Raw genomic sequence first — 23,452 nt, 5'->3', positions numbered from 1 at the left:
CGGGTGCCGGGTGCCGGGTGCCGGGTGCCGGGTGCCGGGTGCCGGGTGCCGGGTGCCGGGTGCCGGGTGCCGGGTGCCGGGTGCCGGGTGCAGCCTCGCACTTGGAGCGACATCGCGCTCGGAGCGACATCGCGCTCGGAGCGACATCGCGCGTGCCGGCATCGCGCCGTGAGCAGCATCGACGCTCACCCCTTCGCGGGGAATCCGAGATGTGAGAGTCGATCCCGCCGCCTCGTGCGTTGGAGTACGGTGTGGGGCCCGCCGCCGGTGAAACCGGATGTGGCGGGTCCCATGCCGGTGACGGTGGCGGGCCGGGTGCGGCAACGCCCTGCCCGCCACCGGCACCCCGGCCGGGGTGACTCGACCGTCCTGATCGATCCGCCCTTTTTGTCGGCCTGGTCATGGCATGGTGTTTCTCATGGCGAAGACGCAGTACTACACCGCCACCAGCATCGACGGCTTCACCGCCGACGAGAAGAACTCGCTGGACTGGCTCTTCGAGGTGGACGAGGGCACCGAGAACCCGTTCGGCGAGTTCTTCGAGGGCGTCGGCGCGTTCGCCATGGGGGCGACCACTTACGAATGGATCCTCGAGCACGACAACCTGCTGGAGGAGCCGGAGAACTGGCACGACATGTACGGCGAGGTCCCGTGCTGGGTCTTCACCCACCGGGACCTGCCGCCGGTGCCGGACGCCAACGTGTTCATGATCAGTGGGGATGTCCGCCGGGTGCACGAGGCGATGGTCGTCGCGGCCCAGGGCAAGAACGTCTGGCTGGCCGGCGGCGGCGACCTGGTGAGTCAGTTCGTCGCGGAGGACCTGCTCGACGAGATCATCCTGGGGATCGCGCCGACGATCCTCGGCTCGGGCGTCCCGATGATGCGCCGGCGTGTCCTCGTCGACGACCTGATCCTCACCGGGGTGCGTGAGGTCGGTCAGTTCGCCTACCTCACCTATGCCGTCGGCGAGGTCGCCCGGATGGGCCGCCATCTGGCCGCCGAGACCGCCGCCGTCATCCCGGTCCTGAGCAGGACCTAGGCCGGAACGCCTAGAACATGTCCGCCGGACGGGCCATCTCGATCTCCGCTGCCAGCTCGGGCGGTGCGGTCAGGACCGCGATCTGGCCGCGCCGCGCCATCAGCACCTGTTTCAGGCCCACCACGATGTCGCCGACGCGTGCCGCGCTCACCCCGCGCGGCAGCACGGCGTGCAGCACGCCCGCGCCCGCCGACCCGCGGACCGGCACCGCCGCCGCCCCGACCGCGTCGAGCACGGTGTAGACGACGGCCGGGACATCCCAGGAGCGCACCCGGAACCGCAGCACCACGTCACCGGGAACGAACGGATAACGCCCCCACCAGGCGGGCGCCGCGGACTGCAGGCCGGCGGACCCGCCGAGGAGCCGGGCCAGGCGGCCGGCACTGGTCGCGACCCAGTCGGGCGCGCCCTCCAGCAGCAGCGCGAGCGTGCCGGCGCCGGCGGCCGGCAGGTCCATCTCGACCGCGCTCGGCGAGAAATCCCGGGTGGCCGCGGCGACCAGGTCACCGGCCTCGGTCGGGGTCGACACCGGACGGACCACCCAGCACCGCGATGCCGGGATCGGCTCCACCGGCAGCACCGCCGCGGTGATCACCCCGTCGCCGCCCTCCCACCCCTCGACCCGCAGCGCCTCGCCCGATGGATCGATCAGGTCGGTGCGCAGGACCTGCCCGCCGGGCGGGCCGAACTGGTGGCGCAGCGGGCCGGCCTCGTTGAGCGCGAGCACGCCGCCGATGGTGGCGCCCCGGGACGGCGGGTCGAGGGTGAGACGTTTGCCGTGCAGGGCCAACGCGGCCTGGGCGGCGCCGACCGGGGTGCCGGCGGCCACCATCGCCGTCGAGCCGTCGTGGCCCCACAGTCCGTTGAGGCGCGCGGTGTCGATGAGGATGTCGGCGGGTGGCGCGGGCGGGCCCCAGAAGAACTTGCTGCCGGAGCCGCGCGGCCGGACGCTGAGCCCGTGTTTCCCCGCGAGGACCAGCAGCGCGGCGAGCGATCGCGGGGTGGCCGGAGCCGCGACGAAGCCGGCGCCCTCGACACGCGCGGAGCCCGGACCGCAGATCTCCACCAGATCGGAGAGAAGGGAACCGCTCACGTCCGAAGCCTCCCCACGCTGAAGATCGTCCACTCTGGCACATCGTACACATGTTCGAATGACCGAGGTTCGTGTGTGTCGGAAATTCGGGCGGTAACGTGTTTCCGGTGACGATTGAAGGTCCACCCATCGCTCGCCAGGCGCCCACGGAGCGCACCTTCCACGGCGACACGGTCACCGACGAGTTCGCGTGGCTGATGGCCAAGGAGGACCCGGCGACCATCGCCCACCTGGAGACGGAGAACGCCTGGACCGATCAGGCGACGGCCCATCTGGAGCCGCTCCGCGAGACGATCTTCCAGGAGATCAAGGCCCGCACGCAGGAGACCGACCTCTCGGTGCCGTCGCGCAAGGGCGCGTTCTGGTACTACACACGCACCGAGGAGGGCAAGCAGTACGGGATTCATTGCCGGGTGCCGGTCCGCCCCGGTGAGACCGCCCCTCCGATGGGTGACGACAAGCCCGGCGAGCAGGTCCTCCTCGACGGCAACGAGCTCGCCGAGGGCAAGGACTTCTTCGCGCTCGGCACCTTCGACGTGAGCCCCGACGGCGACTGGCTGGCCTACTCCACCGACTTCGACGGCGACGAGCGGTTCACCCTCCGGGTCAAGAACCTGACGACCGGCGAGGTGCTGGCCGACGAGATCACCGACGTGTTCTACGGCAGCGCCTGGTCGGCCGACGGCAGCGTGCTGTTCTACATCACCGTCGACGACGCGTGGCGGCCGCACCGGGTGTGGCGGCACACCATCGGCGGCACCGACGACGAGCTGGTCTTCGAGGAGCCGGACGAGCGGTTCTGGGTGGGCGTCGACCTGACCCGCAGCGAGAAGTTCATCGTCATCGACGCGCACAGCAAGGTCACCTCCGAGGTGCGGGTGATCCCGGCCGACGCGCCGTCCACCGATCCGGTCCTGATCGCCGAGCGCCGCCAGGGCGTCGAGTATTCGATCGAGCACCACGGCCACCGGTTCCTGATCCTGCACAACCAGGACGCCGAGGACTTCGCCCTGTCCTGGACCTCCGCCGACAACCCCGGCGAGTGGATCGAGATGATCCCGCACCAGCCGGGCACCCGGCTGGAGTCGGTGGACGCGTTCGCCCGCCACCTGGTGATCTCGCTGCGCCGCGACGGCCTGACCGGCCTGCGGGTGCTCACCGACGGCAGCACCGCGTCCTACGACATGGCGTTCCCCGAGCCGCTCTACAGCGTCGGCCTGACCGCCAACCCGGAGTACGAGACGTCCTCGGTCCGGATCACCTACACCTCGCTGATCACTCCCGACTCGGTCTACGACGTGGACCTGAACACGCGGGTGCAGACGCTGCGCAAGCAGCGGCCGGTGCTGGGCGGTTACGACCCGGACGCCTACGAGCAGTTCCGCGAGTGGGCGACGGCTCCCGACGGCACCCGGATCCCGATCTCGATCGTGGCGCGCAAGGGTGTGCCGAAAGAGGCGCCGGCGCTGCTCTACGGATACGGCTCCTACGAGCACTCGATCGACCCGTACTTCTCGATTCCGCGCCTGTCCCTGCTGGACCGCGGCGTCGTCTTCGCCATCGCGCACGTGCGCGGCGGCGGCGAGATGGGCCGCCAGTGGTACGAGCACGGCAAGATGCTCGCCAAGAAGAACACCTTCACCGACTTCGTGGCGGCCGCCGAGGCCCTGATCCGCAACCGCTGGAACACCGCGTCCCGGCTGGTCGCCCGGGGTGGCTCGGCCGGTGGCCTGCTGATGGGCGCCGTCGCCAACATCGCACCGGAGAGGTTCGCCGGCATCCTGGCCGAGGTGCCGTTCGTGGATCCGCTCACCTCGATCCTCGACCCGTCGCTGCCGCTGACGGTCACCGAGTGGGAGGAGTGGGGCAACCCGCTCGAGTCGGCCGAGGTCTACGCCTACATGAAGTCCTACAGCCCCTATGAGAACGTCACCAAACAGGACTATCCCCGGATCCTCGCGGTGACCAGCCTCAACGACACTCGGGTCCTCTACCACGAGCCGGCCAAGTGGATCGCCCGGCTGCGGTCGGTCGCCCCGGAGGGGGACTACCTGCTCAAGACCGAGATGGGCGCCGGTCACGCGGGCCCGAGCGGCCGCTACGACTCGTGGAAGGAAGAGGCCTTCAACCTCGCCTGGATCATCGACGTCCTGAAGGCCTGAAAACCTCGCGGGGTACGGGTCCGCCCGTACCCCGCAGGCCGTGTCAGTGCCGTGGCGGTCTCGTGTCAGAGCCGACCGTGATCGTGGTCCACATGACGACAGCGACTGCGACGAAGTTCGCCGGAACGGCCGCCCTGGCCGCCACTCTCCTGACCGGCACGGCCGCCCCCGCGCGGGCCGACGGAATCGACCGGGCGGAGCTCCGGCAGGTGGTCGAGGAGATCGCCGGCTCCGGTTTCACCGGGGTCCAGGTCCGTGTCTCCGACGGCCGACGCGACTGGGCCGGCAGCGCCGGTGTGCGTGAGCTGGGCAGACCCGGCGCGCCGCCGGTGAACGGCCGGTTCCGGGTGGGCAGCGCCACCAAGACGTTCATCGCGACCATCGCCCTTCAACTGGTGGCCGAGGGCCGGATCGGCCTGGACGAGCCGGTCGCCGGGCATCTCCCCGGGTACGGGCTGGACGAGCGGATCACGCTGCGGATGCTGCTGCAGCACACCAGCGGTGTCTTCAACTTCACCGGCGACTACGACCCGGACGGCACGCTGGTTCCGGGGATCGTCTGGTCCGGTGGGGAGTGGGTGCGGGACCGGTTCAAGACCTACCAGCCTGAGGATCTGGTACGCCTGGCGCTGTCCCACCCGCTGCGCTTCACCCCCGGCACCGACTGGGGCTACTCCAACACCAACTACGTGCTGGCCCGGCTGCTGGTCGAGGAGGTCACCGGCCGCCCGTTCGCCGCCGAACTGCAACGGCGGATCCTGCGCCCGCTCGGCATGCGGGACACCACGGCGCCGGGCACGTCGCCGGAGATCCCCGGGCCGCACGCACACGCCTACTACCGCTACGACGGCCGGACCGTCGACGTCACCCGACAGAACCCGTCCTGGATCGGTGGCGGCGGCGACATGATCTCGACCACCGGGGACCTGCGAACGTTCATCTCGGCCCTGATGAGCGGCAGACTCCTGCCGGCGCGGCTGCTGGCCGAGATGCGCACCCCGAACGCGAAGATCGGTTACGGCCTGGGCCTGTTCGTGCAGGACGGCAGCACCCCGTCGCCGTTCCCGCTGCCCGCCTGCGGCACCCCGATCGTGACCCACAACGGCGGCGTCCAGGGGTACGCGACGATGATGTACAGCACGCTCGACGGCGACCGGACCCTGACCGCCTCGCTCACCTACGTCGACGACGTCGCGCAGACGCAGGCCGGCGCCTTCCGCGAGGCGATGCAGGCTCTCATCGACGAGACCTTCTGTGCGTGAGGGGGGCCGAACCGCCCACTTCTAGACGGTACGGCGGACCGCGACGACGGCGATGTCGTCCGCCTGCTCCCTGGCTCCGGTGAGCTGGGCGAGCAGGCGGCGGCAGAAGTCGTCCAGGTCCGGTTCGACCGTGCCGGCCTGCTCGGCCAGCGCCCGCATCCCCTCGTCGATGTCGATGTCCCGGCGTTCGATCAGCCCGTCGGTGTAGAGCACCAGAGTGCCGCCGGGCGGCAGCACGTACTCCACCTCGGCCCGCAGCGGCGCGGCGAGGCCGAGCAGCGCCCCGCGCGGCTCCAGGAACCGCACCTCGCCGTCGACGTGCACCAGCGGCGGCAGGTGCCCGGCCGACGCCATCCGGATCAGGCCGGTCGCCGGTTCCAGGGTGAGCAGGCACAGCGTCGCCGAGTCGGCCGGCAGCACGGTCCGCATGAACCGGTTGACCAGCTCCAGCACCGCGCCCGGCGAGTGCCCCTCGATGGCGTAGGCGCGTACCGCGTGCCGGATCTCCGCCATCACCGTCGCGGCGTGCAGCGAGTGCCCGGCCACGTCACCGATCGCCACCAGCAGTCGGTCGCCGACCACCGTCAGTTCGTAGAAGTCGCCGCCCACCTCGGTCTGCGAGCCGGCCGGCTCGTAGAGCACGCCCAGGTCCAGGCCCGGCACCTCGGGCAGCCGGGATTGCAGGAGGCTGCGTTGCAGGGTGACCGCGATCCGGTGCTCCTCGTCGAAGGAGCGCTGCGCCTCCACCGCGGCCGCGACCGCCTGCGAGAGCTGCCGCAGCACCGGGAAGCCGGGCATCTGCGAGCTGCCCGGGACGGCGACGTAGACCGGCGGGCGGTCGGCACGCAGCCGGGCCGCGGCAACCGCGACCGTCTCGCCGGCCGGCCAGTCGACCACGCCCCAGTCGGCGGGCTCGTCGCTGCGCACCAGCGATCCGACGGCCACCGGCTCCCCGGGGACGGCCCATCGGCGTACCCCCGCCGGGTTCCCCACCGCGGCCAGGCTCTCGCCCTCGGAGGTCTCCGCGACCACCGCCACCGGGCCGCCGAAGATGTTCCAGGCGCCCTCGGCGGCCGCCGCCAGCAGGGACGGGAGGTTCGCCGCCGAGTTGATCGCCAAGGTGGTCTCGGCCAGCTTGACCATCCGTTCGGCGAGCTGCTCGGCACGCTGCCGGGCGCGGTAGTAGCGCAGCACGGCCTGCACCGTCGCGATCAGCTCGTCCGGTTCGATCGGTTCGACCAGGTAGGCGTCGGCGCCGCGGTTGAGTCCCTGGGTACGGTCGTTGACGTCCACGGCGTGCGCGGAGACGTGGATCACCGGCAGCACCCCGTACCGATGATCGGTCTTGATCCGTTCGCAGACCTCGAAACCGCTCATGTCCGGCAGCTTCACGTCCAGCACGACCAGATCGATCTCGGTCTCCAGCAGGCGGGTCAGCGCCTCGCCCCCGGTCTCCGCCTCCCGGACCGTGAAACCGGCCCGGCTGAGCCAGCTCACCAGCAGATAGCGCTTGGTCGCGCTGTCGTCGACGACCAGCAGGGTGGCCGGGGCCCGCGAGTCGGTCATGACGTGATCGGCAACCGGAGGGTGAAAGTGCTGCCCTCACCGGGCGCGGAGTCGACCCGCAGGCCACCGCCCAGGATGCCGGCCAGGCGCCGCGCGTAGGGCAGGCCGAGACCGGTGCCCTTGCCGCTCACCGGCTTGCTGCCGGGCACCTGGTAGAACTCCTCGAAGATGCGTTCCTGCAGCTCGGGTGGGATGCCGGTGCCGGTGTCGGCGACCACGAACTCGGCGTCGCCGTCGATCGGGCGCACGCTGAGGCGTACCGATCCGGTCTCGGTGAATTTCAGCGCGTTGGTCAGCAGGTTACGCAGCACCTGGGCGAGCAGCACCTCGTCGGAGCGCAGCACCGGCAGGGTCGGCTCGTCGACCACCAACTCCACCTCGGGCCGGGTGACCATCGGCCGCAGCGTGCCGCGCAACTGGCCGAACATCGCCTTGAGATCCACCTCGGACCAGTTCGGCTCGATCCGGCCGGCCTCCGCCTTCGCCAGGTCGAGCAGGTCGTTGACCAGGGTGAGCAGGTCGCTGGCCGAGGTGCGGATCAGGTCGACCTGGCGGGCCTGCTCGCTGGTGAGCTCGTCCGAGCCGGAGTCGGTGAGCAGCCGGCCCAGGCCGATGATCGCGGTGACCGGGGCGCGCAGCTCGTGGCTGACGTTGGCCAGGAAACGGCTCTTCGCCTCGCTTGCCGCCCGCAGCTGCGCCGACTTCTCGTCCAGCTCGGCGTAGAGCGCGACCACGCCCCGGTTGGTCTCCTCCAGCTCCTGGGAGAGCTGGTTGTAGAGGGCCATCACGCCGCGGTTGGTCTCCTCCAGCTCGGCGTTGAGCCGGGCCAGGTCGTCGCGCTGTGCGCGCACCTCGTCGAGCGCCGTGATGAGCTGCTGGTTCTGAACCGCCAGCTCATCCAGAGGGGTGCCGGGCACATGCTGGGTCAGGCCGTCACGAATCTCGTCCATCCGATCGGGGGTCAGCCGAGGAGCGCCCGACGGCAATCGCCGCGCCATCCGCACGACCGTTCCGGAGCTGCCATCGTCGACCTCCATCGTGTCGACCAGACGGCCGACCAGCTGCAACTGCCCAGCGAGCCGGATCGCCGTCCCGGCGCCCGGCTGCGCCATCGTCACGAGGAGCGTAGGTACCCCGATCGGCTCGATGCTGAACGCCACGTCCGTGTCCCGGCCGGAGGCGAGCAGCACCCGGCCCACCTCGCTGAGCGCGGTGGCCATCCGGGTCTGGTCCTGCGACTCCAGACCGACCGCCCGGGCCACCTCTCGCCCCAACTGCCGCACCACGAAGATGTCCTGCTCGACCCGCAGGCGCATACGCATCAGCGGCTCAGCGGTCATGAGACTCGCGCCACCAGCACGCCGGCGTCGTCGCGGCGGGTGCCCGCGTCCCGCAGCACGGTCGCCGCGATCACCTCGGGCGTGTGGCTGAACAGGCCCGGATAGTCCACCGGGTTCCAGCGGTCGACCACCCCGTCGGTGTGCATCAGCACGACGGCATCGGGGGCGAGGGGATAGTCGTACTCCCGGATCTGCCGCCGCTGGTGCCCGGCGATGCCGGGCATCGAGACCATGCCGCGCCGGCTGCCGTCCGGTGCCAGCAGCGTGCCGGAGATGTTGCCCAGCCCCGCGTACCGCACGACGCCGGCCGCCACGTCGATGTCGGCGACGGCGAGCGCGGCGCCACGGGTGTGCCGGAGAGCGTTGTGCAGAACCTCCACCACCTGCGCCGGCGGCGCGGCAGGCGCCGTCCCGAACGCCCGCACCGCCTCGTGCGACGCGGCAGCGGCCAGACCACCGTGCCCGAGACCGTCACTGACCAGGATCTGCCGCCGGCCCTCGACGATCCGGGCGGCGATCGCGTCGCCGCTCACCGTCTCCCCGGTCAACGGCCGGGTCACGCCTGCCGCCCAGGCCGGCTCCGGCGCGGTGCCCGGCCACACCTGCACGGTCATCACCGTGCCCTTGCCCGGCACCGAATGCAGGTCCCACCGGCTGGCCTGGCGCAGGATCGCGCCGAAGCCGATGCCCAGGGTCCCGGCCGTGGAGTGCCCGTCACCGATCGACCGTTGCACGTCGAGCATCCCCGGCCCGCTGTCGACCAGGACCAACTCGACGCCGGCCTGGTCGTCGGCACGCACCGCCCGCACCAGGACGGTGCCCTGAACAGCGTGTTTGACCAGGTTTCCGCTCGCCTCGGCGGCGACGATGGAGAGATCCGCGATGCGTTTCTCCGGCATGGCCAGGTCGGCGGCCAGGCGTTCGGCGGTCCGGCGTACGGCAGAGGCCGCTCCCGGCTCCTCCACCCGCAACCAGACCCCTCCGTGAGCGAGTCCTTCGGGTAGGGACGCCACCGCGCCTCCGCTCATCGGCACCACTTGACGATCGTAATGGTCGTACCCTTGCCCGGTTCGGTGTCGATCTCGAACTCGTCGACGAGGCGACGTGCGCCACTCAGACCCAGACCGAGACCGCCGCCGGTGGTGTAACCGTCGGTGAGCGCCAACTCCAGATCGATGATGCCCGGCCCCTGATCGGCGAAGACGATCCGGATGCCGGCTCGCCGGTCGTTCTGGACCCGGCTCACCTCGACCTCGCCGCCACCACCGTAGACCAGGGTGTTGCGGGCCAGCTCGCTCGCCGCGGTGACGATCTTCGTTTGATCCACCAGAGACAGCTTCACCGCCACCGCGACGGTACGCACCAACTGCCGGACGCGAACGACGTCCTGATCGGTCGTTACCGGAAGGCGCTGGCTGTCGTCACTCACGACGTGTGTACCGCTGCCGGATCGGATCCGTCGTCGGCCGGCTCGTCGTCACCGTCGATGGTGACCGTCTCACGGCGGCCCAGTAGCGCGATGCCCAACTCGACGTTGAGCGCGGTCCGGACACCCGGCAGCGACAGACCCAACTCGACCAGGGTGATCGCCACCGCGGGCCGCATGCCGACCACCACGGTCTCGGCGTCCAGCACCCGGGAGACGGAGGCGATGGCGGCGATCGTCCGCCCGACGAACGAGTCGACGATGTCGAGCGCGCTGATGTCGATGATCACGCCGTGCACACCGGTCGCCACGATCCGCTCGGCGAGGTCCTCCTGCAGCTGCAGGGCGACCTGGTCCTCCATGTCGATCTGGATGGAGACCAGGAGGATGTCCCCGATCTTCAGGACCGGGACACGCTCCACGTCAGCGCTCCGTACGCTTTTGCCGGCCGATGACGTGACGCAGCGCGTCGGCCAGCGACGCCTTGGTGGCGATGTCACCGAACTCGATGCCGAGCGCGACGATGGTCTGCGCGATCTGCGGGCGGATACCGGAGATGATGCAGTCGGCGCCCATCAGGCGGGCCGCCACCACGGTCTTCAGGATGTGCTGCGCGACCTGGGTGTCCACCGCCGGCACACCGGTGATGTCGATGATCGCGTACGGCGAGCTGGTGTCGACCAGGGTCTGCAGCAGGCGCTCCATCACCACCTGGGCGCGGGCCGAGTCCAGCGTGCCGACCAGCGGCACCGCGACCACGCCCTCCCACAGCTTCACCACCGGGGTGGAGAGCTCGAGCAGCTGCTCGGTCTGATCCGCGATGATCGACTCACGGACCCGCACGTAGGTGTCGAAGGTGAACAGCGCGGCCCGGTCCACGAACGAGGAGAAGGCCAGGTATTCCTTCAGAGCGGCGACGTCGCTCTGGTCGCCGAGCGCCTCCAGCGTCGCCTCCTTGAAGGCGTAGATGCTGATCGCCGTCTCGGTGGCGCTGAAGCCCTGCCGGGCCCGGCCGTTGGAGAGCTCGCTGAGCTGGGCGCGCAGCTCGGCTGCCGCCTCGTCGCCCAGGTCGGTGGCCCCGGCGGCGAGCGCCTGCTGGAAGGCATGCTGCAGGTCGGCCGTCTGGCGGCGCAGCTCGGCGCTGCTCAGCCGCCCACGCAGTCCTGCCGTCACCAGCTCGGTCCAGCGGGCCACGACGGGCTCCGCGTGCCGGTTGAGCAGTTCAGCGAAGCGACTCGCCTCGTCCGGACTCAGCGACATCGCTGCTTCCTCCCACCACACGATCTGAGCGCAACGGCCGGACTTTACCATCAGCATGTCCGTTAGTTGCTGTAAGCCAAGTAACGGACGCGGCTCAAAGGCCGGTCCCGTTCTGCACACCATCGGGTACGTGGAGTACCGTTCAGCAATAACTGGAGGTCGGCGAATGTCCCTTACGGTACAAACTGAACAGCGCGGTGACATGGTGGTCGTGTCGGTCGCAGGTGAGCTCGACATGGCCACCGCCCCCCAGCTGCAGGATCAGATCAGTGACCTGCTGGAGAAGGGCCGGACCCGGCTGGTCTTCGACCTCGCCGAGGTGTCCTTCTGTGACTCGACCGGCCTCTCGGTCTTCGTCCGCGCGAAGAACAGCACCGACGACGCCGGCGGCACCGTCCGGCTGGCCGCCCCGCAGCGTGGCGTGCTCCGCATCCTCGAGGTGAGCGGGCTGGTCGAGGTGCTGCACACCTATCCCACGGTCGACGAGGCGGTCACCGCCGAGGAGCCTGCCCTCGATTGAGGCACCGGTCGGCGTAGTTTGTCGTCGACCGGTGACGGGCACCTCGTCTCCGGATCTGCCAACCGGCCCCCGGGAGTGTGTTCGTGAGCAAGATGTTCCAAGGCTTCAAAGACTTCATCATGCGCGGCAACGTCGTCGACCTCGCGGTCGGCGTCGTGATCGGTGCTGCCTTCACCACGGTCGTCACCAAGTTCACCGACGCCTTCCTGAAGCCGCTGATCCAGCTGGCGGGTGGCGGCAAGGGCGTCACCGCGGGCACGTGGGAGGTTCGTGACGTCGTCTTCGACTACGCGTCCTTCATCAACGCGCTCATCACCTTCCTGCTGACCGCCGCGGTGCTCTACTTCCTGGTGGTCTTCCCGCTCAACAGGCTCGCCGAGCGCCGCCGCCGCGGCGAGGAGCCGCCGCCGAAGGCCCCCAGCGAAGAGGTCAAACTGCTCACCGAGATCCGCGACGCGCTGCTGCGCGGCCAGGGCCACCAGGTCTCCAACAGCGCCCTCGACGAGGTGCTGGGCCGCAACCCGGAGCCCCCGAGGAAGTACTGAAAAAAGATCCCGCCCTCCCGGCACGGTTCGAACAAATGTTCGATACAGTGCCGGGATGGAGCAGCGTAAGCACTGGTGGAACGGCAAGTGGGGCCGGCTGGCCCGTAAGGATGTCTACTTACGGACCAGCGGCGATCAGTGGTATGTGGAGCAGCGCGCCGGCGGCTCCGAGGGCCCTTCCCACTTCTTCGAGCACGACAGCGAGGACGCGGCCTACGACATGGTCCGCGCCCTGCTGGCCGGCCCGGACGAGTGGCGCGAGCTGTCGGTCCGTCCGGCGGATCGCTGAGCGTCAGGCGGCTTCCCGGTCCTGGCGCCGGGCGGTCAGCGGGCCACGCGGTGGCGGCAGCAGCCGCAGCCCCGGACGGAGCTCGTCCACCTCGGGCGCCGGGCTGTCGAAACGCGCCCGCCAGCCCGAGCCGGCACGTGCGCCGGGCGGTGCCCCCGCGCCGCCCACCCCGCGTGCCAGCGCCACCACCAGCAGATAGCCCACGATCACGAAGCCGTGGCCGACCAGCCTGGTCACGTCGACCCGCCCGCCGGTAAGGTCGGTGACCGAGATCAGCAGCAGCATCCCGACGAACGCGGTAAGCATCGGCAGCAGCCCAGCCGGCCTGGTCCGACGCAGCGCGATGAAGAGATAGCCCGCGCCCACCGCGACGTTCCACGCCGCCGACTCGTGCCAGAGGTGGCCCTGGGTGGCACTCAGCCCGTTGTGCGCGTGCCCGGCGCTCACCCCGCCACCGACCTGGGTCAGCCCGAGGATCAGCTGCACCGCGCCGACCAGCGCCAGCGCCACGTGAAGAACCGCCTGCACCGGCACCCGCCCGCGCCGGCGCGGAGCCGCCTGCGGCGGCAGCGCGGCCAGGATGGCCGCGCTGAGGTCCGGCACCTCGGGCACGGGAGCCGTCCGGGTCAGCCGGTTCACCACCGCGGCCCGGTCCAGCCAGTCCCGGCAGCCGGCGCAGCCCGCCAGATGCTCGTCGACCAGCGGGCGCAGCACCGGGTCGTCCTCACCGTCCAACTGCGCGGAGAGCATCTCGCGCCACCGCTCACATGCCATGAACTGATAGTCGCGCACGACGCCGTCAGAGTTCCCGCGGGATGGTCATCGTTGTCACTGACGTTCCTGGCCGAGCAGTCGCCGCCGCTCCCGGAACGCTCGCAGGTTCGCCGTGTTGCCGCAGGTGCTGACGTCGTGCCAGACGCCGCTGTTGTTCCGCGAGGTGTCGAAGAACGCGGCCCGGCACGCCTGGTTGTTGCAGAGCTTCAACCGCGGCCAGAATCCCGCCTGCTGGGCCAGCAGCACCTCGGCCCACAGCGCCGACGCCAGCCAGCGGACACCCCGGCCGGTCGGCACCACCCGCACCCAGCCGGTCCCGTCCGGCACCAGGCTCACCTGCACGTCGGCCGGCGGCAACGCGTGCTCCGGCTCGGGGCTCGCCCCGGCCGCCACGACGTATTCGAAGGCGGCCCGCAGCCGGCGCATCGAGCGCAGGTCGGCGGTGGAGAGCAGCAGGGTCGGCGCCGGCAGCCCGGAGATCCGCGACCAGATGCCCAGCGCGTCGGTGACCCACCACTGGGCGTCATCGGTGGTGGCCAGCAGGTCCGGCGCGTACGGCATCGCCGCCCGGGTGTTCAGTAACTCCTGAACGAGAGCGAAACCGTTCGGCGCCTCCCGAACGCCGTGCCGCGCGCAGGCCTTCCATGACATATCCAAAGACTACTCGGCTCTTTTACCCCGATCACTCGCGCGGGTGGTCGATCGCCGTTAACAGGTGGACGATCGTAAATGGGTATCTAGACTTCACCTGTGCGCAGAGCTCTGGCGACCGTGTTCGCCGTCGTGGTGGCGGTGACGCTGGCAGCCGGGTGCGACTCCCCCTCGAAAGGGCCGGCCCGCTATTCGCCGTCGCCCTCACCAGCCATGTCGTCGGCGCCGGCGCCTTCGGCGTACCCCTCCGCGCAGACCCCGGCCCCCGCACTGCCGGAACGCCCCGCCAAACTCAAGAGCGGCGCCAAGGGTGCCGTGGTGCTCGAGCTGCAACAGCGCCTCACCGAGCTGGGATATTGGATCGACAAGGCCGACGGCAGGTTCGGCGGCACCACCCAGCAGGCGGTCTACGCGCTGCAGAAAGCCGCCGGCATCGGCCGTGACGGCACTGTCGGCCCGGCCACCTGGAAAGCCCTGGACCAAGGGGTACGCCCCGAGCCGCGCTCACGAGCCGGCGACCTCGTCGAGATCGACCTGAAACGCCAGCTTCTGCTCCTGGTCGAGGACGGGCGGGTGGCCCAGATCTTCAACACGTCCACCGGCTCCAACGAGTATTACGAGCAGGAGGGCGAGACCTTCCTGGCCGACACCCCGCGCGGCAGGTTCACGGTGAGCCGCCAGATCGACGGCTGGCGTGACGCCCCACTCGGCCTGCTCTGGCGGCCGAAATACTTCAACGGCGGCATCGCCGTGCACGGCGCCCCGAGCGTGCCGCCCTATCCCGCGTCGCACGGCTGCGCCCGCGTCTCGGTCGCCGCGATGAACTGGCTGTGGTCCCACGACGCCATCCCGCTGAAGAGCCGGGTCTGGGTCTACTGACCGGTTACTGGATGGTCTCCAGGGTGCGGGGCCGACGGCGCGGCGCCGGGATCACCGGGGCGTAACCGGGCGGCCAGGCCGCGCCGTGGATCTCCGCGCAGAGCACCACACCGAGCCACGGCACCCACGGCCCGACGATCTCCACCGACCGGCCGCCGCGCGCGTCCACCGTGAGCGCCCAGTCCTCCGGCCGCGGCCGCAGACCGCACACCGACCGCAGCGGGTACTCGTCGTCGCCCAGGATCAAACGCTGACTGGTGATCACCGCGAGCTTTCGCCCGGCGCCGGTCACGTCGACGGGAAACCAGCCGTACTGCTTCTCCCCGGCCCGCAGCGGGATGGTCGGGCTCACCGGCGCCGGCCGCCCGCCCCGCTCCACGAGACCGGCCAACATGCTCATCGACCGGAACCCGGCCACGAGCTGCCCAGGGTCGTACACCGACAACGCACTCTCCGTTCGCAAGACCGCACGGAACGCGGTCACCTCGAAACCCTGGCACGTCCCGCCGCCGGCCACCACCGAATACACGCCTTCGGTCAGCCCGAAATTTCCGACGTTCCCGGTTAACCCGACCGTGTCCGCCCCTGCTGATCAGGGCCGGATCCCCCGCATCACGACCTCCAGGTACCGATCGAGGGCGTCCGGGCCGGCGTCGCCACCGCTGGTCATCGCATACGTGATTCCGCAGGTCAGCCTGTGCAGGTCATCCGGGGTGACATCGACCCGGATCGGCCCCCTCGGCGCGGGCCCGGGCCAGCACCTGCCGCGCCGCCGCCGTCAACTCGGCGAGCAGCCCGCGGGCGTTGGCACACTCCACCTCACCGGGCGCGAGCACGTCGGCGAGGGCGGGATCGGCGAGCTGACCGCGCAGCGTCGCCCCGATCAGGCCGGACTAGCCCCACGCCACCGTCCGGGTCCGCCACAGCCACCCGCGCCTGGCGGACGAGTTCCCGGAAGCTCTCCGCACGTCCAGCCCTGGTGAACCGACCCACATCACCGCGCGGCCGGCGGCCAGCGCGGTGACGGCGGCCGGGGACAACGCCGAGGCGTAGACCCGCGCCTCGTCGAGGGCCCCACTGAACCGGGCGCCCGTCCCGGACCGCCCGACATGAAACCTGCCGGTGGACGCCCAGGAGGTGGCCGCGACCGGGCTGCCCTGCCGTACGCCGTCGACGTAGAGGCAGAGCTGCCCGGCTCGGGCGTCGTACACCGCGACGAGAGGGGTCCAGGTGTTCAGGGCCGGAGCCGCGGCGGAAAGCACCTGCTGCCGGACCGGTGCGGAGACTGCCGTCGTTGTTCAGCGCCTCGTTCGCCACATCTCAGGCGGCGACGCGTCCCGCGTACCGTCGCACCGTGGTTTGAATGTGCTCCCGCAGCAGGAACCGCGGCTTCCCGGTGGTGAACGACCCGCCGGTCAGTCACCCGGGAAGCGAACCCGCTACAGATCCACCAATTCGCATGCGTCCCACTGTGGATCCGCTGCAGGTCACCCCGCGGCCCGGTGCCGCAGATCCCCGAGGCCGCGTGGTCACGTCGGATGTGTCAGGCCGGCGTCGCGAAGTTCTGGGTCCAGTAGAGCGTGCCCGAGGAGGACTTCGCCAAGCCGACGCCGATCTCCGTGTAACCGCAGTTGAGGATGTTGGCCTTGTGACCGGGGCTGTTCATCCAGCCGTCCATGACGCTCGCCGCGCTGGTGTAACCGGCGGCGACGTTCTCGGCGACGCCTCGCCACCGGTACCCCTCGGCGGTGACCCGGTCGCCCATGCTGGCCTCCCCGGGCAGCTGGTGCGACATGTTGTTCTGTGCGGCCTGCAGATCGGAGTGCTTCTGCGCCGCCGCTTCCAGCCGCGACTCGCTGCTGAGGCCGGAACAGCCGGCCTTCTGCCGTTCCACGTTGACCAGCCGGATCACCTCGGCGTTGACCGAGGAAGAGGAGGTGCTGCCGCCGCCGGACGGCGCCTTGGTCGTCGACGTCGGTGCCGCCGTGGGCGACTTGGTGCGCCGCTTCGCCGTCGCCGACGTCGGCTGGGTCGACGGCCGGACGGTCACCCGGGCACTCGGCGGCGGCGCCAGCGACGCGGAGGCCGACGCCGACGGCACGGCCGGCTTCGATGTCGTGGGCTGCGTGCTCGGTGCCGTGACCGGTGCGCCATCCGGGGCCTCGCCCGTCGCGACGGTGTCGACAGGCGTCGTGGTGCCGGGAGCGGCCGCCGTCAGGCGCACCTCCCGATCCCCGACACCGCTGCCCGCGACAATCGTGGCGGAACCGGCGCCGATCAAGCCGAGAGCCCCGACGATCGTCAGGGTGTAGCGGATCCGCCGGTTCGGGGGGATGGGCACGGACTTTCACCTCGTCGGCTCGCGGGACAGCGGTACTGCTGGACCTTCCGGGACGCCGGAAGCAGCCGACCTACTATTCACTCCAGAACCGGGCGGAAATCGATACTAAGAGATCATTAAGGTTTGCTTCATCAAGAACTAACGGTCGCCGCCCCACCGGCCCATCCACCGCAGCGATCGAGGCGTACCACCCCGGAAACGAGCCTGACCACCTGAACGGATCTTGAAGGCGGGCACATCGGCGCGACACGCACCTACCGCCGCGGATCAACCCGTGTGACGGGCCGCGGCTCTCGGTCCGAACAGTGGGCCGCCAAGGAGCTCGAATCCTGAACCTGTGGGCCGTCGACGCCGAGCCCACCCTGCCGTTCCGGCGCCTGCGTGAGGATCTACCGCCCACGGCGGTTCCCGCTGCGCTGGCGCGCGGTAGCTGTTGGCGAGGCCCTGCGAGGCATTACTCTCTGCTGGTTAGTGAGGAACCGGAGGAGAGTGCAGGATGGGAACGCGGCAGGAGATCAGCGCACTCCCACCGGAGGCCGACCTGGCCCGGGCGGACTCGCTGGCGCGGGAGATCTTCTCGGACGTGGCCAACAAGTGGGCTTTCCTGATCATCGAGTTCCTGGGGCAGCGCACCATGCGTTTCACCGAACTACGCAACGAGGTCGGCGGCATCAGCCACAAGATGCTCACCCAGAACCTGCGAATGCTGGAACGCAACGGGCTGGTGGAGCGAACGATCCACCCCACCGTCCCGCCGCGCGTTGAATACACCCTTACCGAGGCAGGCGAGGGTTTGCGTGCAGTGGTCGACGGTATGTGCGGCTGGACTCAGCGCTACCTGGGCCACATCGAGTCGTCCCGCAGCAGTTTCCGCGACCCGGCCGGCTGATCAGTCGAGGACGGCGACCGCCTCCACCTCCACGAGGTGTTCCGGCACGTCCAGTGCGACGATGCCGAACAGTGACGCCGGCGCGGCCGGGGTGATGCCCAGCTTCGCCGCCGCGCGGGCGATCCCGTCCAGCAGCAGCGGCATCTGCTCGGGTTGCCAGTCGACGACGTGCACGGTCAGCTTCACCACGTCGGCGAAGGTCGCGCCGACGCCGGCCAGGGCGGCGCCGACGTTGAGGTAGGCCTGCTCGACCTGGGCGGCGAGGTCACCTTCGCCGACCGTTGTGCCCGTCTCGTCCCAGGCGACCTGACCCGCGACGTGGATCAGTTTCGAGCCGGTCGCCACCGACACCTGCCGGTAGATCGGGATCTCCGGCAGTCCGCTCGGGTTCACCAGGGTTACGGCCATGACGCGTACCTCCGTACTCTCTTTCAGTTACTCGGAAACCATAGGAGATCTTTCCTGACCAGCGGAAGAACGCACTTTTTCGTGACTAGGTAACCGAAAGGTGACCGGGCAGAAGATGTAGCTCACCGCAGACCTACGAAGACGGGCAGCCCTTCCGAGGAAGCGGCCACGCACACACACGCCGCCCTATTTCCTCCTTGCCCTCGACACGACGTGTCGCGACACATGCGACCAGCCCGGGGGCGACTGCTGCCTCCCACCTCGCACCTCGCACAGCGTGGAACGCAACGACGACGAACAGGCCTCCCTTCAGCTATGCGCGCCCGGCGGATTGCGCGCACCCGGCGCCCGCAGATGCTCCTCCAGCAGTTCCCGGGCTGTGCTCAGGCAGATCCTCCGGCACGCCCAGTTCTCGATCACCATGGAGATCACACGGTGGTGTCCTCGGCGACCACCCGCGCGGCTCTCAAGAAACTGGGCGAGTCCCTTGATCACTGATTACCGACACATCGCGCCGGCGTGCCGGGAGACCCGGCCGTCGCCTCGATCGACGCACAGCTCGCTTGTCGAGCGGTCGATCCAGTACGCCTGCCCGGCGTCGACGAAGGTCGGCTCCTCCAGGTGGAACCACCGGTCGACCGTGTCGACAAGCAGGAGCCGATCAGCGATCACGCGCTCGGTCATCACGCCTCCCGAAGCTGGGCTGCTGTACTTGCTGCTGTACGGCCCCGGAAACAGAACTGGTCAGCGCCGGAAGACCAGCGCTGACCAGGTGAACCAGTGGGCCGCCAGGGACTCGAACCCTGAACCTATGGATTAAAAGTCCACAGCTCTGCCATTGAGCTAGCAGCCCGCGGATGCAAGGTTACCCACCCTGCTCCGTCACGCAATCATTGCACCCGTCCTTGGTGTCGCGCCTTCGAGTTACCGCCTCACAGACCGGCCAGCAGATACTCCCGGACCTGGCTCCGGGCCTGGTGGATCCGGGACTTCACGGTGCCCTCCGGGATACCCAGGTGGGTGGCGATCTCTCGGTAGTCGAGCTGGCAGATGTCCCGCAGCACCATCGGGGCCACCAGTTCGGCCCGGGACGCCTCCAGCCGTTCCAGCGCGTCCAGCAGGTCGAGGCGGGAACCGGCGATCACGCTGGTGGTTCGCGCGTCCGCAACCTCGACCGGCATCTCCGCGTAGCCCTGCTCGGCGGCGCGGCGTTTCAAGGTCCGGTACGTCTGCCGTGAACCGTTGGCGACGATCACGTGCAGCCAGGTGGTGAACTTCGACCGGCCCTCGAAGTTCCGGATGTTCCGGGCCACCTGGAGCAACACGTCCTGGCAGGCCTCTTCAGCGTCCTGGTAGCAGGGCAGGAACCGCGAACACTGCCGCAGCACCCGCGGCCTGATCCCGGCCAGCAACGCCTCCAGCGCCGCGTTGTCACCCGCTGCCGCGAGTCTCGCCAATTCTTCCTGTTGATCGTCCCGCACGCCGCCCCCGTTCAATATTCAACTCAGCTGATAATACGAGCGTGCGGGTACCAACCATGATCGGCCGATACCGGATCACCGAACGCCTCGGGTCGGGCGCGTTCGCCACGGTCTGGCTGGCCGAGGACGACGTCCTGGAATCGCAGGTGGCGATCAAGATTCTGGCCGAGAACTGGGCGCACCACCCGGATGTGCGCGCCCGGTTCGAGCAGGAGGCCCAGGTGCTGCGCCGGGCCGATTCGGAGCGGCTGGTCCGGGTGCACGACTTCGGCGAACTGCCGGACGGGCGTCCCTATCAGGTGATGACGTACGCGGCCGGCGGCACCCTCGCCGACCGCCTGGAGCTCGGCCCGATGCCGGTCCGGACCGCCCTGCGCACCGCCGGGGACATCGCCCAGGCCGTGAGCGTCCTGCACGCCTCCGGGGTTCTGCACCGCGACCTGAAGCCGTCGAACGTGCTGTTCGACACCGTCCGCGGCGCTGAGCGGGTGCTCGTCGCCGACCTGGGCCTGGCCAAGGAGATCGCGCACGCTTCCGGTTTCACGGTCGTCGCCGGCACCCCCGGCTACATGGCCCCGGAACAGCACCTTCCCGGAGGTGGCCTGGACGTACGCGCCGACGTGCACGCGATCGGCGCGATGACCTACCAGATGCTGACCGGCCAGCCCCCGCAGCCGGGCCGGGCAGCGCCGTCGAAGGTCCGTCCCGGGGTGCCCCGCCAGGTGGACCGGGTGGTGATGCGCGCCCTGGACGCCGACCGGGACCGCCGGTGGCCGTCGACGGCCGCCTTCGCGGAGGCTCTGCAGGCTTCCATCGCGGGCCCGAACCGGGTGCTGCGGTTCCTGCGCCGCGGCGTAGGCGTCCTGGCGGTACTGGGCCTGCTGGTCTTGACCGCCGGCGCGACGGTGCCGGGCAGCATCCCGTACGGCTGGGTCCGGGTCGCCGACACCAGCGCCAAGATGTCGCTCGCGGTGCCCGGCGGATGGGCCGGGCAGCTGCGGAACTCCGGCTGGAACCCCGCCTCGGTGGGCATGCCGTCCACCACCGAGGAGGGTTTGCAGATCGGCGCCGATCTGAGTGACACGGATTCGCCGGGGGTGTTCGCCGGGATCAGCCGGTGGCTCGCACCCGGCTCGGCGGCCAAGCTTCCGGCCCATCCGGGGTGTGTACGGCAGCCGGATCGCGAGGTGACCGCGGTGGACCGGTCCGGACAGGTTCAGCGTTGGACCGCCTGCTCAGGTGGGACGGTCTCGTACAGCGAGGTGCTTCTCACCCGCGCCGGCCTCGAGGGGGTGTACCTGCAGATCCGCCAGGACAGCGTCGGCACGGACCGCACCGACGACGTGCTCCGCACGCTGCGCGTCGATCACTCGTAGCAGTTCTGGTGGTCGTGCTCGAGAGCCATCTCGACGAGCTTGTAGTCGTCGAAGCTGAACCGGTAGTGGACCTCGTCGCCGCCGGCGTCACGCCCGGAGGACGCGTCCGCGTCGCCATTGAACACGAAGTTCTCCTCATGGACGCGGAAGACCAGATCGGGGTACGCCTTCTTCACCTTCTCGTACGTGCTGCCGATACGGATGCCCTCCGGGGTGGCGACCCGTCCCCACGCGGGGATGTAGACGAGACCCCGGTCGGACGAGTGGATGGCCTTGACGTCCGCAGACTTCGCGGCGTTGATCACCGAGGAGCCACAACCCTCGACAGAGGGCTCCGCGGCGCCGACGGAGCCCATCTCCCCAGTGGCCACGGCGTCCTTCACACTCATCCCGATCTTCAGCTTGCCGACGCCGGTGGGGCCGAACACGAGCGTGGTGCTCTTCGGCTTCTCCGAGGTCTTCGACGGCGAGGGCGACGAGCCGGCGGACGGGCTGGAACTGGTGGCGGGGGAGACGGCAGGAGTGAAGGCGGGAGCGGTCGAGGGGGCGGCGGTGGCGCCCCCGGCCGGCCGGGCCTCACCGGCGACGTGCTGAGGGTCGCCGGCGCAGCCGGCGGTGAGAGCGATACCGGACAGTGCGGCGAGGGCCAGGATCGCGCGGCGCATCTTCGTCAACTTTCTGCATGTCGGTCGGTCACCTGGTGCGATGCGGCTGCCAGATCTCCGGTTCGCAACCGTTGGTAACGGATAGATAACAGCCACTGCGGTGTTAAGCAATCATCCATCCAGCGGTCAGGTCGACCATGGATCGTCGTCTTCCATGCAACGGACTACCGGCATCGCCGCGCTTGTCGCCCTCACCACGCTCGCCGCCGGCGCACCGGCTTTGGCCGCGCAGCGCCCGCCCCGCGAGATCACGGCGACCGTCGAGACTCCCGCCCTCTTCGACGACGAGGCCGGCGGCGACGCGGACGCCGACGATCCCGCGATCTGGATCAACTCGGCTGACAAGGCCCGCAGCCTGGTCATCGGCACCGCCAAGAACGGTGGCCTGCGTGTCTACGACCTCAAGGGCCGCGAGATCCAGTCGATCGCCACGCCCGAGGGCGGCCGTTTCAACAACGTCGACATCATGACCGGCTTCACGTTCGGCAAGCGGAAGGTCGACGTCGCCGTGGTCACCGACCGCGGCCTCGACAAGCTGCGTATCTACAAGATCGAACCGAGTGGCCTGACGGACATCACGTCAGCCGACGCTCCGCTGTTGTTCTCCAAGGACCAGGCCGAGGTCGAGGAACAGGCCACCGGATACGGCGTCGCCGTCTACGACCGGTACGCCGTGGTCAGCCGCCGGCACAGCACCCGCCTCGGCATCTTCCGCCTCGAGGAGAGGAACGGCAGGGTCACCTACCGAACCACCGACACCCTCGACCTGCCGAAGACCTTCCGTCTCCCGAACGGCACCACCTGGGCCCCGTGCGGCGAGCCCGGCGAGGACCCTCAGGTCGAGGGAATGGTCGTGGACGCGGCAGCCGGCGTCCTCTACGCCGCCCAGGAGGACGTGGCCCTCTGGCGCATCAATCTGAAGGGCGGCACGTTCAGCAGCATCCCCCGCGTCGTGGAGCACGTCCGCGAGTACGGCGAGCCCGCCACCTACGACCCGGAGACGGAGGAGTGCACCGTCGACTACCGGACCGGCTTCGGCGGCCGCATCACCGCCGACGTGGAGGGCGCCACCATCTACTCGACGGGCAAGCGCGACGGCTACCTGATCGTCTCCAGCCAGGGCGACAGCCGCTTCTTCGTCTACGACCGCCGCACCAACAAGCCCGTCACCATCTTCCAGGTCACTGACGGCAAGAAGGCCGACGGCGTCCAGCACTCCGACGGCGCCGCCATCACCTCGGTCCCCCTCCCGGGCTACCCCAAGGGTCTCCTGGTCCTCCACGACGGCGAGAACACCCCCGCCGACAACCGCACCAGCACCAACTTCAAATACGTCGACTGGCGCTCCCTGAACCTCCCTTCCTAACCCCACAAAAACAAAAGGCTGGCCTCCCCGAGGCCAGCCTTTCCTTTTCGACACGCTTCGAGCCGCCGCTACCACCCACATCAGCACCAGCGACCTACCTGACTCTCGAGCCGCGGCTCC

The 23,452-nt window shown here is 69.8% G+C and carries 27 protein-coding genes and 1 tRNA gene; 10 read left to right on the top strand and 18 right to left on the bottom strand.

Features of this window, described 5'->3' with window-relative positions:
* Positions 1-418: 418 nt before the first annotated feature.
* Positions 419-1,039, top strand: a complete 621-nt coding sequence (locus Aut01nite_RS23405) for a dihydrofolate reductase family protein (RefSeq protein WP_043530247.1) — start codon at positions 419-421, stop codon at positions 1,037-1,039.
* A 10-nt stretch (positions 1,040-1,049) separates the two neighbouring features.
* On the opposite strand, the gene Aut01nite_RS23400 is transcribed toward Aut01nite_RS23405, so the two are convergent.
* Positions 1,050-2,132 carry an FAD-binding oxidoreductase gene (locus Aut01nite_RS23400; protein WP_043530204.1) on the bottom strand — a complete coding sequence of 361 codons (1,083 nt, stop codon included), beginning with the start codon at positions 2,130-2,132 and terminating at the stop codon, positions 1,050-1,052.
* Positions 2,133-2,239: 107 nt separating this feature from the next.
* Here Aut01nite_RS23400 and Aut01nite_RS23395 point away from each other — a divergent pair, with 107 nt between their 5' ends.
* Positions 2,240-4,294, top strand: coding sequence for a S9 family peptidase (locus tag Aut01nite_RS23395; RefSeq protein ID WP_043530206.1), 2,055 nt, complete (start codon positions 2,240-2,242; stop codon positions 4,292-4,294).
* A gap of 92 nt (positions 4,295-4,386) precedes the next feature.
* On the top strand, positions 4,387-5,556 hold the full coding sequence (locus Aut01nite_RS23390) for a serine hydrolase domain-containing protein (protein ID WP_083999713.1): 1,170 nt from the start codon (positions 4,387-4,389) through the stop codon (positions 5,554-5,556).
* Between the two features lie 21 nt (positions 5,557-5,577).
* Here the strand turns inward: Aut01nite_RS23390 and Aut01nite_RS23385 are convergent, their stop codons facing one another.
* Genes Aut01nite_RS23385 through Aut01nite_RS23360 form a run of 6 tightly spaced genes read right to left on the bottom strand, consistent with a single transcriptional unit; the run spans position 5,578 to position 11,148 of the window.
* A complete protein-coding gene (locus tag Aut01nite_RS23385; RefSeq protein ID WP_043530208.1) occupies positions 5,578-7,122 on the bottom strand; it encodes a SpoIIE family protein phosphatase in 1,545 nt (514 codons plus the stop codon).
* The gene (locus Aut01nite_RS23380; RefSeq protein ID WP_043530210.1) at positions 7,119-8,462 is read right to left on the bottom strand and encodes a sensor histidine kinase; all 1,344 of its coding nucleotides are present in this window, start codon (positions 8,460-8,462) and stop codon (positions 7,119-7,121) included. Before Aut01nite_RS23380 ends, Aut01nite_RS23385 begins: the two co-directional genes overlap by 4 nt.
* The gene (locus Aut01nite_RS23375; RefSeq protein ID WP_052164324.1) at positions 8,459-9,490 is read right to left on the bottom strand and encodes a SpoIIE family protein phosphatase; all 1,032 of its coding nucleotides are present in this window, start codon (positions 9,488-9,490) and stop codon (positions 8,459-8,461) included. Before Aut01nite_RS23375 ends, Aut01nite_RS23380 begins: the two co-directional genes overlap by 4 nt.
* Positions 9,487-9,891 carry an ATP-binding protein gene (locus Aut01nite_RS23370; RefSeq protein WP_043530212.1) on the bottom strand — a complete coding sequence of 135 codons (405 nt, stop codon included), beginning with the start codon at positions 9,889-9,891 and terminating at the stop codon, positions 9,487-9,489. Before Aut01nite_RS23370 ends, Aut01nite_RS23375 begins: the two co-directional genes overlap by 4 nt.
* A complete protein-coding gene (locus Aut01nite_RS23365) occupies positions 9,888-10,310 on the bottom strand; it encodes an STAS domain-containing protein (protein ID WP_043530214.1) in 423 nt (140 codons plus the stop codon). The genes Aut01nite_RS23370 and Aut01nite_RS23365 overlap by 4 nt, the downstream gene beginning before the upstream one ends.
* A gap of 1 nt (position 10,311) precedes the next feature.
* The gene (locus Aut01nite_RS23360; protein WP_043530216.1) at positions 10,312-11,148 is read right to left on the bottom strand and encodes an STAS domain-containing protein; all 837 of its coding nucleotides are present in this window, start codon (positions 11,146-11,148) and stop codon (positions 10,312-10,314) included.
* 166 nt (positions 11,149-11,314) lie between these two features.
* Between Aut01nite_RS23360 and Aut01nite_RS23355 the strand changes: the two genes are divergently transcribed.
* From Aut01nite_RS23355 to Aut01nite_RS23345, 3 genes are all read left to right on the top strand, one after another.
* Positions 11,315-11,668: an STAS domain-containing protein gene (locus tag Aut01nite_RS23355; protein WP_014687361.1), complete on the top strand. Its 354-nt coding sequence runs from the start codon at positions 11,315-11,317 to the stop codon at positions 11,666-11,668.
* A gap of 92 nt (positions 11,669-11,760) precedes the next feature.
* Positions 11,761-12,213, top strand: a complete 453-nt coding sequence (gene mscL / locus Aut01nite_RS23350; protein ID WP_043530254.1) for a large conductance mechanosensitive channel protein MscL — start codon at positions 11,761-11,763, stop codon at positions 12,211-12,213.
* Positions 12,214-12,268: 55 nt separating this feature from the next.
* Positions 12,269-12,502 carry a hypothetical protein gene (locus Aut01nite_RS23345; RefSeq protein WP_043530219.1) on the top strand — a complete coding sequence of 78 codons (234 nt, stop codon included), beginning with the start codon at positions 12,269-12,271 and terminating at the stop codon, positions 12,500-12,502.
* Between the two features lie 3 nt (positions 12,503-12,505).
* Here Aut01nite_RS23345 and Aut01nite_RS23340 read toward each other — a convergent pair whose 3' ends face one another.
* Both Aut01nite_RS23340 and Aut01nite_RS23335 read right to left on the bottom strand, forming a co-directional pair.
* A complete protein-coding gene (locus tag Aut01nite_RS23340; protein WP_043530256.1) occupies positions 12,506-13,276 on the bottom strand; it encodes a zf-HC2 domain-containing protein in 771 nt (256 codons plus the stop codon).
* Positions 13,277-13,330: 54 nt separating this feature from the next.
* Entirely contained in the window at positions 13,331-13,927 is a 597-nt protein-coding gene (locus tag Aut01nite_RS23335; RefSeq protein ID WP_043530221.1) for a CGNR zinc finger domain-containing protein, read from the bottom strand.
* A gap of 99 nt (positions 13,928-14,026) precedes the next feature.
* Here Aut01nite_RS23335 and Aut01nite_RS23330 point away from each other — a divergent pair, with 99 nt between their 5' ends.
* Positions 14,027-14,806, top strand: coding sequence for a L,D-transpeptidase family protein (locus Aut01nite_RS23330; RefSeq protein ID WP_043530223.1), 780 nt, complete (start codon positions 14,027-14,029; stop codon positions 14,804-14,806).
* A gap of 4 nt (positions 14,807-14,810) precedes the next feature.
* Here the strand turns inward: Aut01nite_RS23330 and Aut01nite_RS23325 are convergent, their stop codons facing one another.
* The 4 genes from Aut01nite_RS23325 to Aut01nite_RS23315 form a co-directional block, all read right to left on the bottom strand.
* Complete coding sequence (locus Aut01nite_RS23325) at positions 14,811-15,269, bottom strand: hypothetical protein (protein WP_152628980.1); 459 nt, start codon at positions 15,267-15,269, stop codon at positions 14,811-14,813.
* A 241-nt stretch (positions 15,270-15,510) separates the two neighbouring features.
* On the bottom strand, positions 15,511-15,642 hold the full coding sequence (locus tag Aut01nite_RS44390) for a hypothetical protein (protein ID WP_268871734.1): 132 nt from the start codon (positions 15,640-15,642) through the stop codon (positions 15,511-15,513).
* 57 nt (positions 15,643-15,699) lie between these two features.
* Positions 15,700-16,068 (bottom strand): LamG-like jellyroll fold domain-containing protein, encoded by a 369-nt coding sequence (locus tag Aut01nite_RS23320; protein WP_043530225.1) that lies wholly within the window; start codon positions 16,066-16,068, stop codon positions 15,700-15,702.
* Positions 16,069-16,349: 281 nt separating this feature from the next.
* The gene (locus Aut01nite_RS23315; RefSeq protein WP_083999709.1) at positions 16,350-17,147 is read right to left on the bottom strand and encodes a CAP domain-containing protein; all 798 of its coding nucleotides are present in this window, start codon (positions 17,145-17,147) and stop codon (positions 16,350-16,352) included.
* 496 nt (positions 17,148-17,643) lie between these two features.
* On the opposite strand from Aut01nite_RS23315, the gene Aut01nite_RS23310 reads away from it, so the two are divergent.
* A complete protein-coding gene (locus Aut01nite_RS23310) occupies positions 17,644-18,036 on the top strand; it encodes a winged helix-turn-helix transcriptional regulator (protein ID WP_043530230.1) in 393 nt (130 codons plus the stop codon).
* Here the strand turns inward: Aut01nite_RS23310 and Aut01nite_RS23305 are convergent, their stop codons facing one another.
* From Aut01nite_RS23305 to Aut01nite_RS23290, 4 genes are all read right to left on the bottom strand, one after another.
* A complete protein-coding gene (locus Aut01nite_RS23305; protein ID WP_043530232.1) occupies positions 18,037-18,444 on the bottom strand; it encodes a RidA family protein in 408 nt (135 codons plus the stop codon).
* A gap of 498 nt (positions 18,445-18,942) precedes the next feature.
* On the bottom strand, positions 18,943-19,128 hold the full coding sequence (locus Aut01nite_RS23300; protein ID WP_152628981.1) for a hypothetical protein: 186 nt from the start codon (positions 19,126-19,128) through the stop codon (positions 18,943-18,945).
* 97 nt (positions 19,129-19,225) lie between these two features.
* Positions 19,226-19,297, bottom strand: a tRNA-Lys gene (locus Aut01nite_RS23295).
* 79 nt (positions 19,298-19,376) lie between these two features.
* Positions 19,377-19,925, bottom strand: coding sequence for an RNA polymerase sigma factor (locus Aut01nite_RS23290; protein WP_043530235.1), 549 nt, complete (start codon positions 19,923-19,925; stop codon positions 19,377-19,379).
* A gap of 41 nt (positions 19,926-19,966) precedes the next feature.
* On the opposite strand from Aut01nite_RS23290, the gene Aut01nite_RS23285 reads away from it, so the two are divergent.
* Positions 19,967-21,301: a serine/threonine-protein kinase gene (locus Aut01nite_RS23285; RefSeq protein WP_152628982.1), complete on the top strand. Its 1,335-nt coding sequence runs from the start codon at positions 19,967-19,969 to the stop codon at positions 21,299-21,301.
* Here Aut01nite_RS23285 and Aut01nite_RS23280 read toward each other — a convergent pair.
* On the bottom strand, positions 21,292-21,966 hold the full coding sequence (locus tag Aut01nite_RS23280) for a hypothetical protein (protein ID WP_052164323.1): 675 nt from the start codon (positions 21,964-21,966) through the stop codon (positions 21,292-21,294). The two genes, Aut01nite_RS23285 and Aut01nite_RS23280, sit on opposite strands and share 10 nt — an antisense overlap.
* Before the next feature lie 154 nt (positions 21,967-22,120).
* Here Aut01nite_RS23280 and Aut01nite_RS23275 point away from each other — a divergent pair, with 154 nt between their 5' ends.
* Entirely contained in the window at positions 22,121-23,332 is a 1,212-nt protein-coding gene (locus tag Aut01nite_RS23275; protein WP_043530240.1) for a phytase, read from the top strand.
* Positions 23,333-23,452: the final 120 nt, after the last annotated feature.

This window comes from Actinoplanes utahensis, from assembly GCF_016862455.1.
Classification (GTDB): domain Bacteria; phylum Actinomycetota; class Actinomycetes; order Mycobacteriales; family Micromonosporaceae; genus Actinoplanes; species Actinoplanes utahensis.
This window is presented reverse-complemented; position numbering and strand designations above follow the sequence as displayed.

Bases quoted from the DNA above. Each gene is read 5' to 3' on its own strand.
- Aut01nite_RS23360 (WP_043530216.1), bottom strand. From the start codon at position 11,148: ATGTCGCTGAGTCCGGACGAGGCGAGTCGCTTCGCTGAACTGCTCAAC.
- Aut01nite_RS23355 (WP_014687361.1), top strand. From the start codon at position 11,315: ATGTCCCTTACGGTACAAACTGAACAGCGCGGTGACATGGTGGTCGTG.
- Aut01nite_RS23380 (WP_043530210.1), bottom strand. From the start codon at position 8,462: ATGACCGCTGAGCCGCTGATGCGTATGCGCCTGCGGGTCGAGCAGGAC.
- Aut01nite_RS23310 (WP_043530230.1), top strand. From the start codon at position 17,644: ATGGGAACGCGGCAGGAGATCAGCGCACTCCCACCGGAGGCCGACCTG.
- mscL (WP_043530254.1), top strand. From the start codon at position 11,761: ATGTTCCAAGGCTTCAAAGACTTCATCATGCGCGGCAACGTCGTCGAC.
- Aut01nite_RS23340 (WP_043530256.1), bottom strand. From the start codon at position 13,276: ATGGCATGTGAGCGGTGGCGCGAGATGCTCTCCGCGCAGTTGGACGGT.
- Aut01nite_RS23345 (WP_043530219.1), top strand. From the start codon at position 12,269: ATGGAGCAGCGTAAGCACTGGTGGAACGGCAAGTGGGGCCGGCTGGCC.
- Aut01nite_RS23405 (WP_043530247.1), top strand. From the start codon at position 419: ATGGCGAAGACGCAGTACTACACCGCCACCAGCATCGACGGCTTCACC.
- Aut01nite_RS23300 (WP_152628981.1), bottom strand. From the start codon at position 19,128: ATGACCGAGCGCGTGATCGCTGATCGGCTCCTGCTTGTCGACACGGTC.
- Aut01nite_RS23390 (WP_083999713.1), top strand. From the start codon at position 4,387: ATGACGACAGCGACTGCGACGAAGTTCGCCGGAACGGCCGCCCTGGCC.
- Aut01nite_RS23275 (WP_043530240.1), top strand. From the start codon at position 22,121: ATGCAACGGACTACCGGCATCGCCGCGCTTGTCGCCCTCACCACGCTC.
- Aut01nite_RS23305 (WP_043530232.1), bottom strand. From the start codon at position 18,444: ATGGCCGTAACCCTGGTGAACCCGAGCGGACTGCCGGAGATCCCGATC.
- Aut01nite_RS23335 (WP_043530221.1), bottom strand. From the start codon at position 13,927: ATGTCATGGAAGGCCTGCGCGCGGCACGGCGTTCGGGAGGCGCCGAAC.
- Aut01nite_RS23375 (WP_052164324.1), bottom strand. From the start codon at position 9,490: ATGAGCGGAGGCGCGGTGGCGTCCCTACCCGAAGGACTCGCTCACGGA.
- Aut01nite_RS23385 (WP_043530208.1), bottom strand. From the start codon at position 7,122: ATGACCGACTCGCGGGCCCCGGCCACCCTGCTGGTCGTCGACGACAGC.
- Aut01nite_RS23280 (WP_052164323.1), bottom strand. From the start codon at position 21,966: ATGCGCCGCGCGATCCTGGCCCTCGCCGCACTGTCCGGTATCGCTCTC.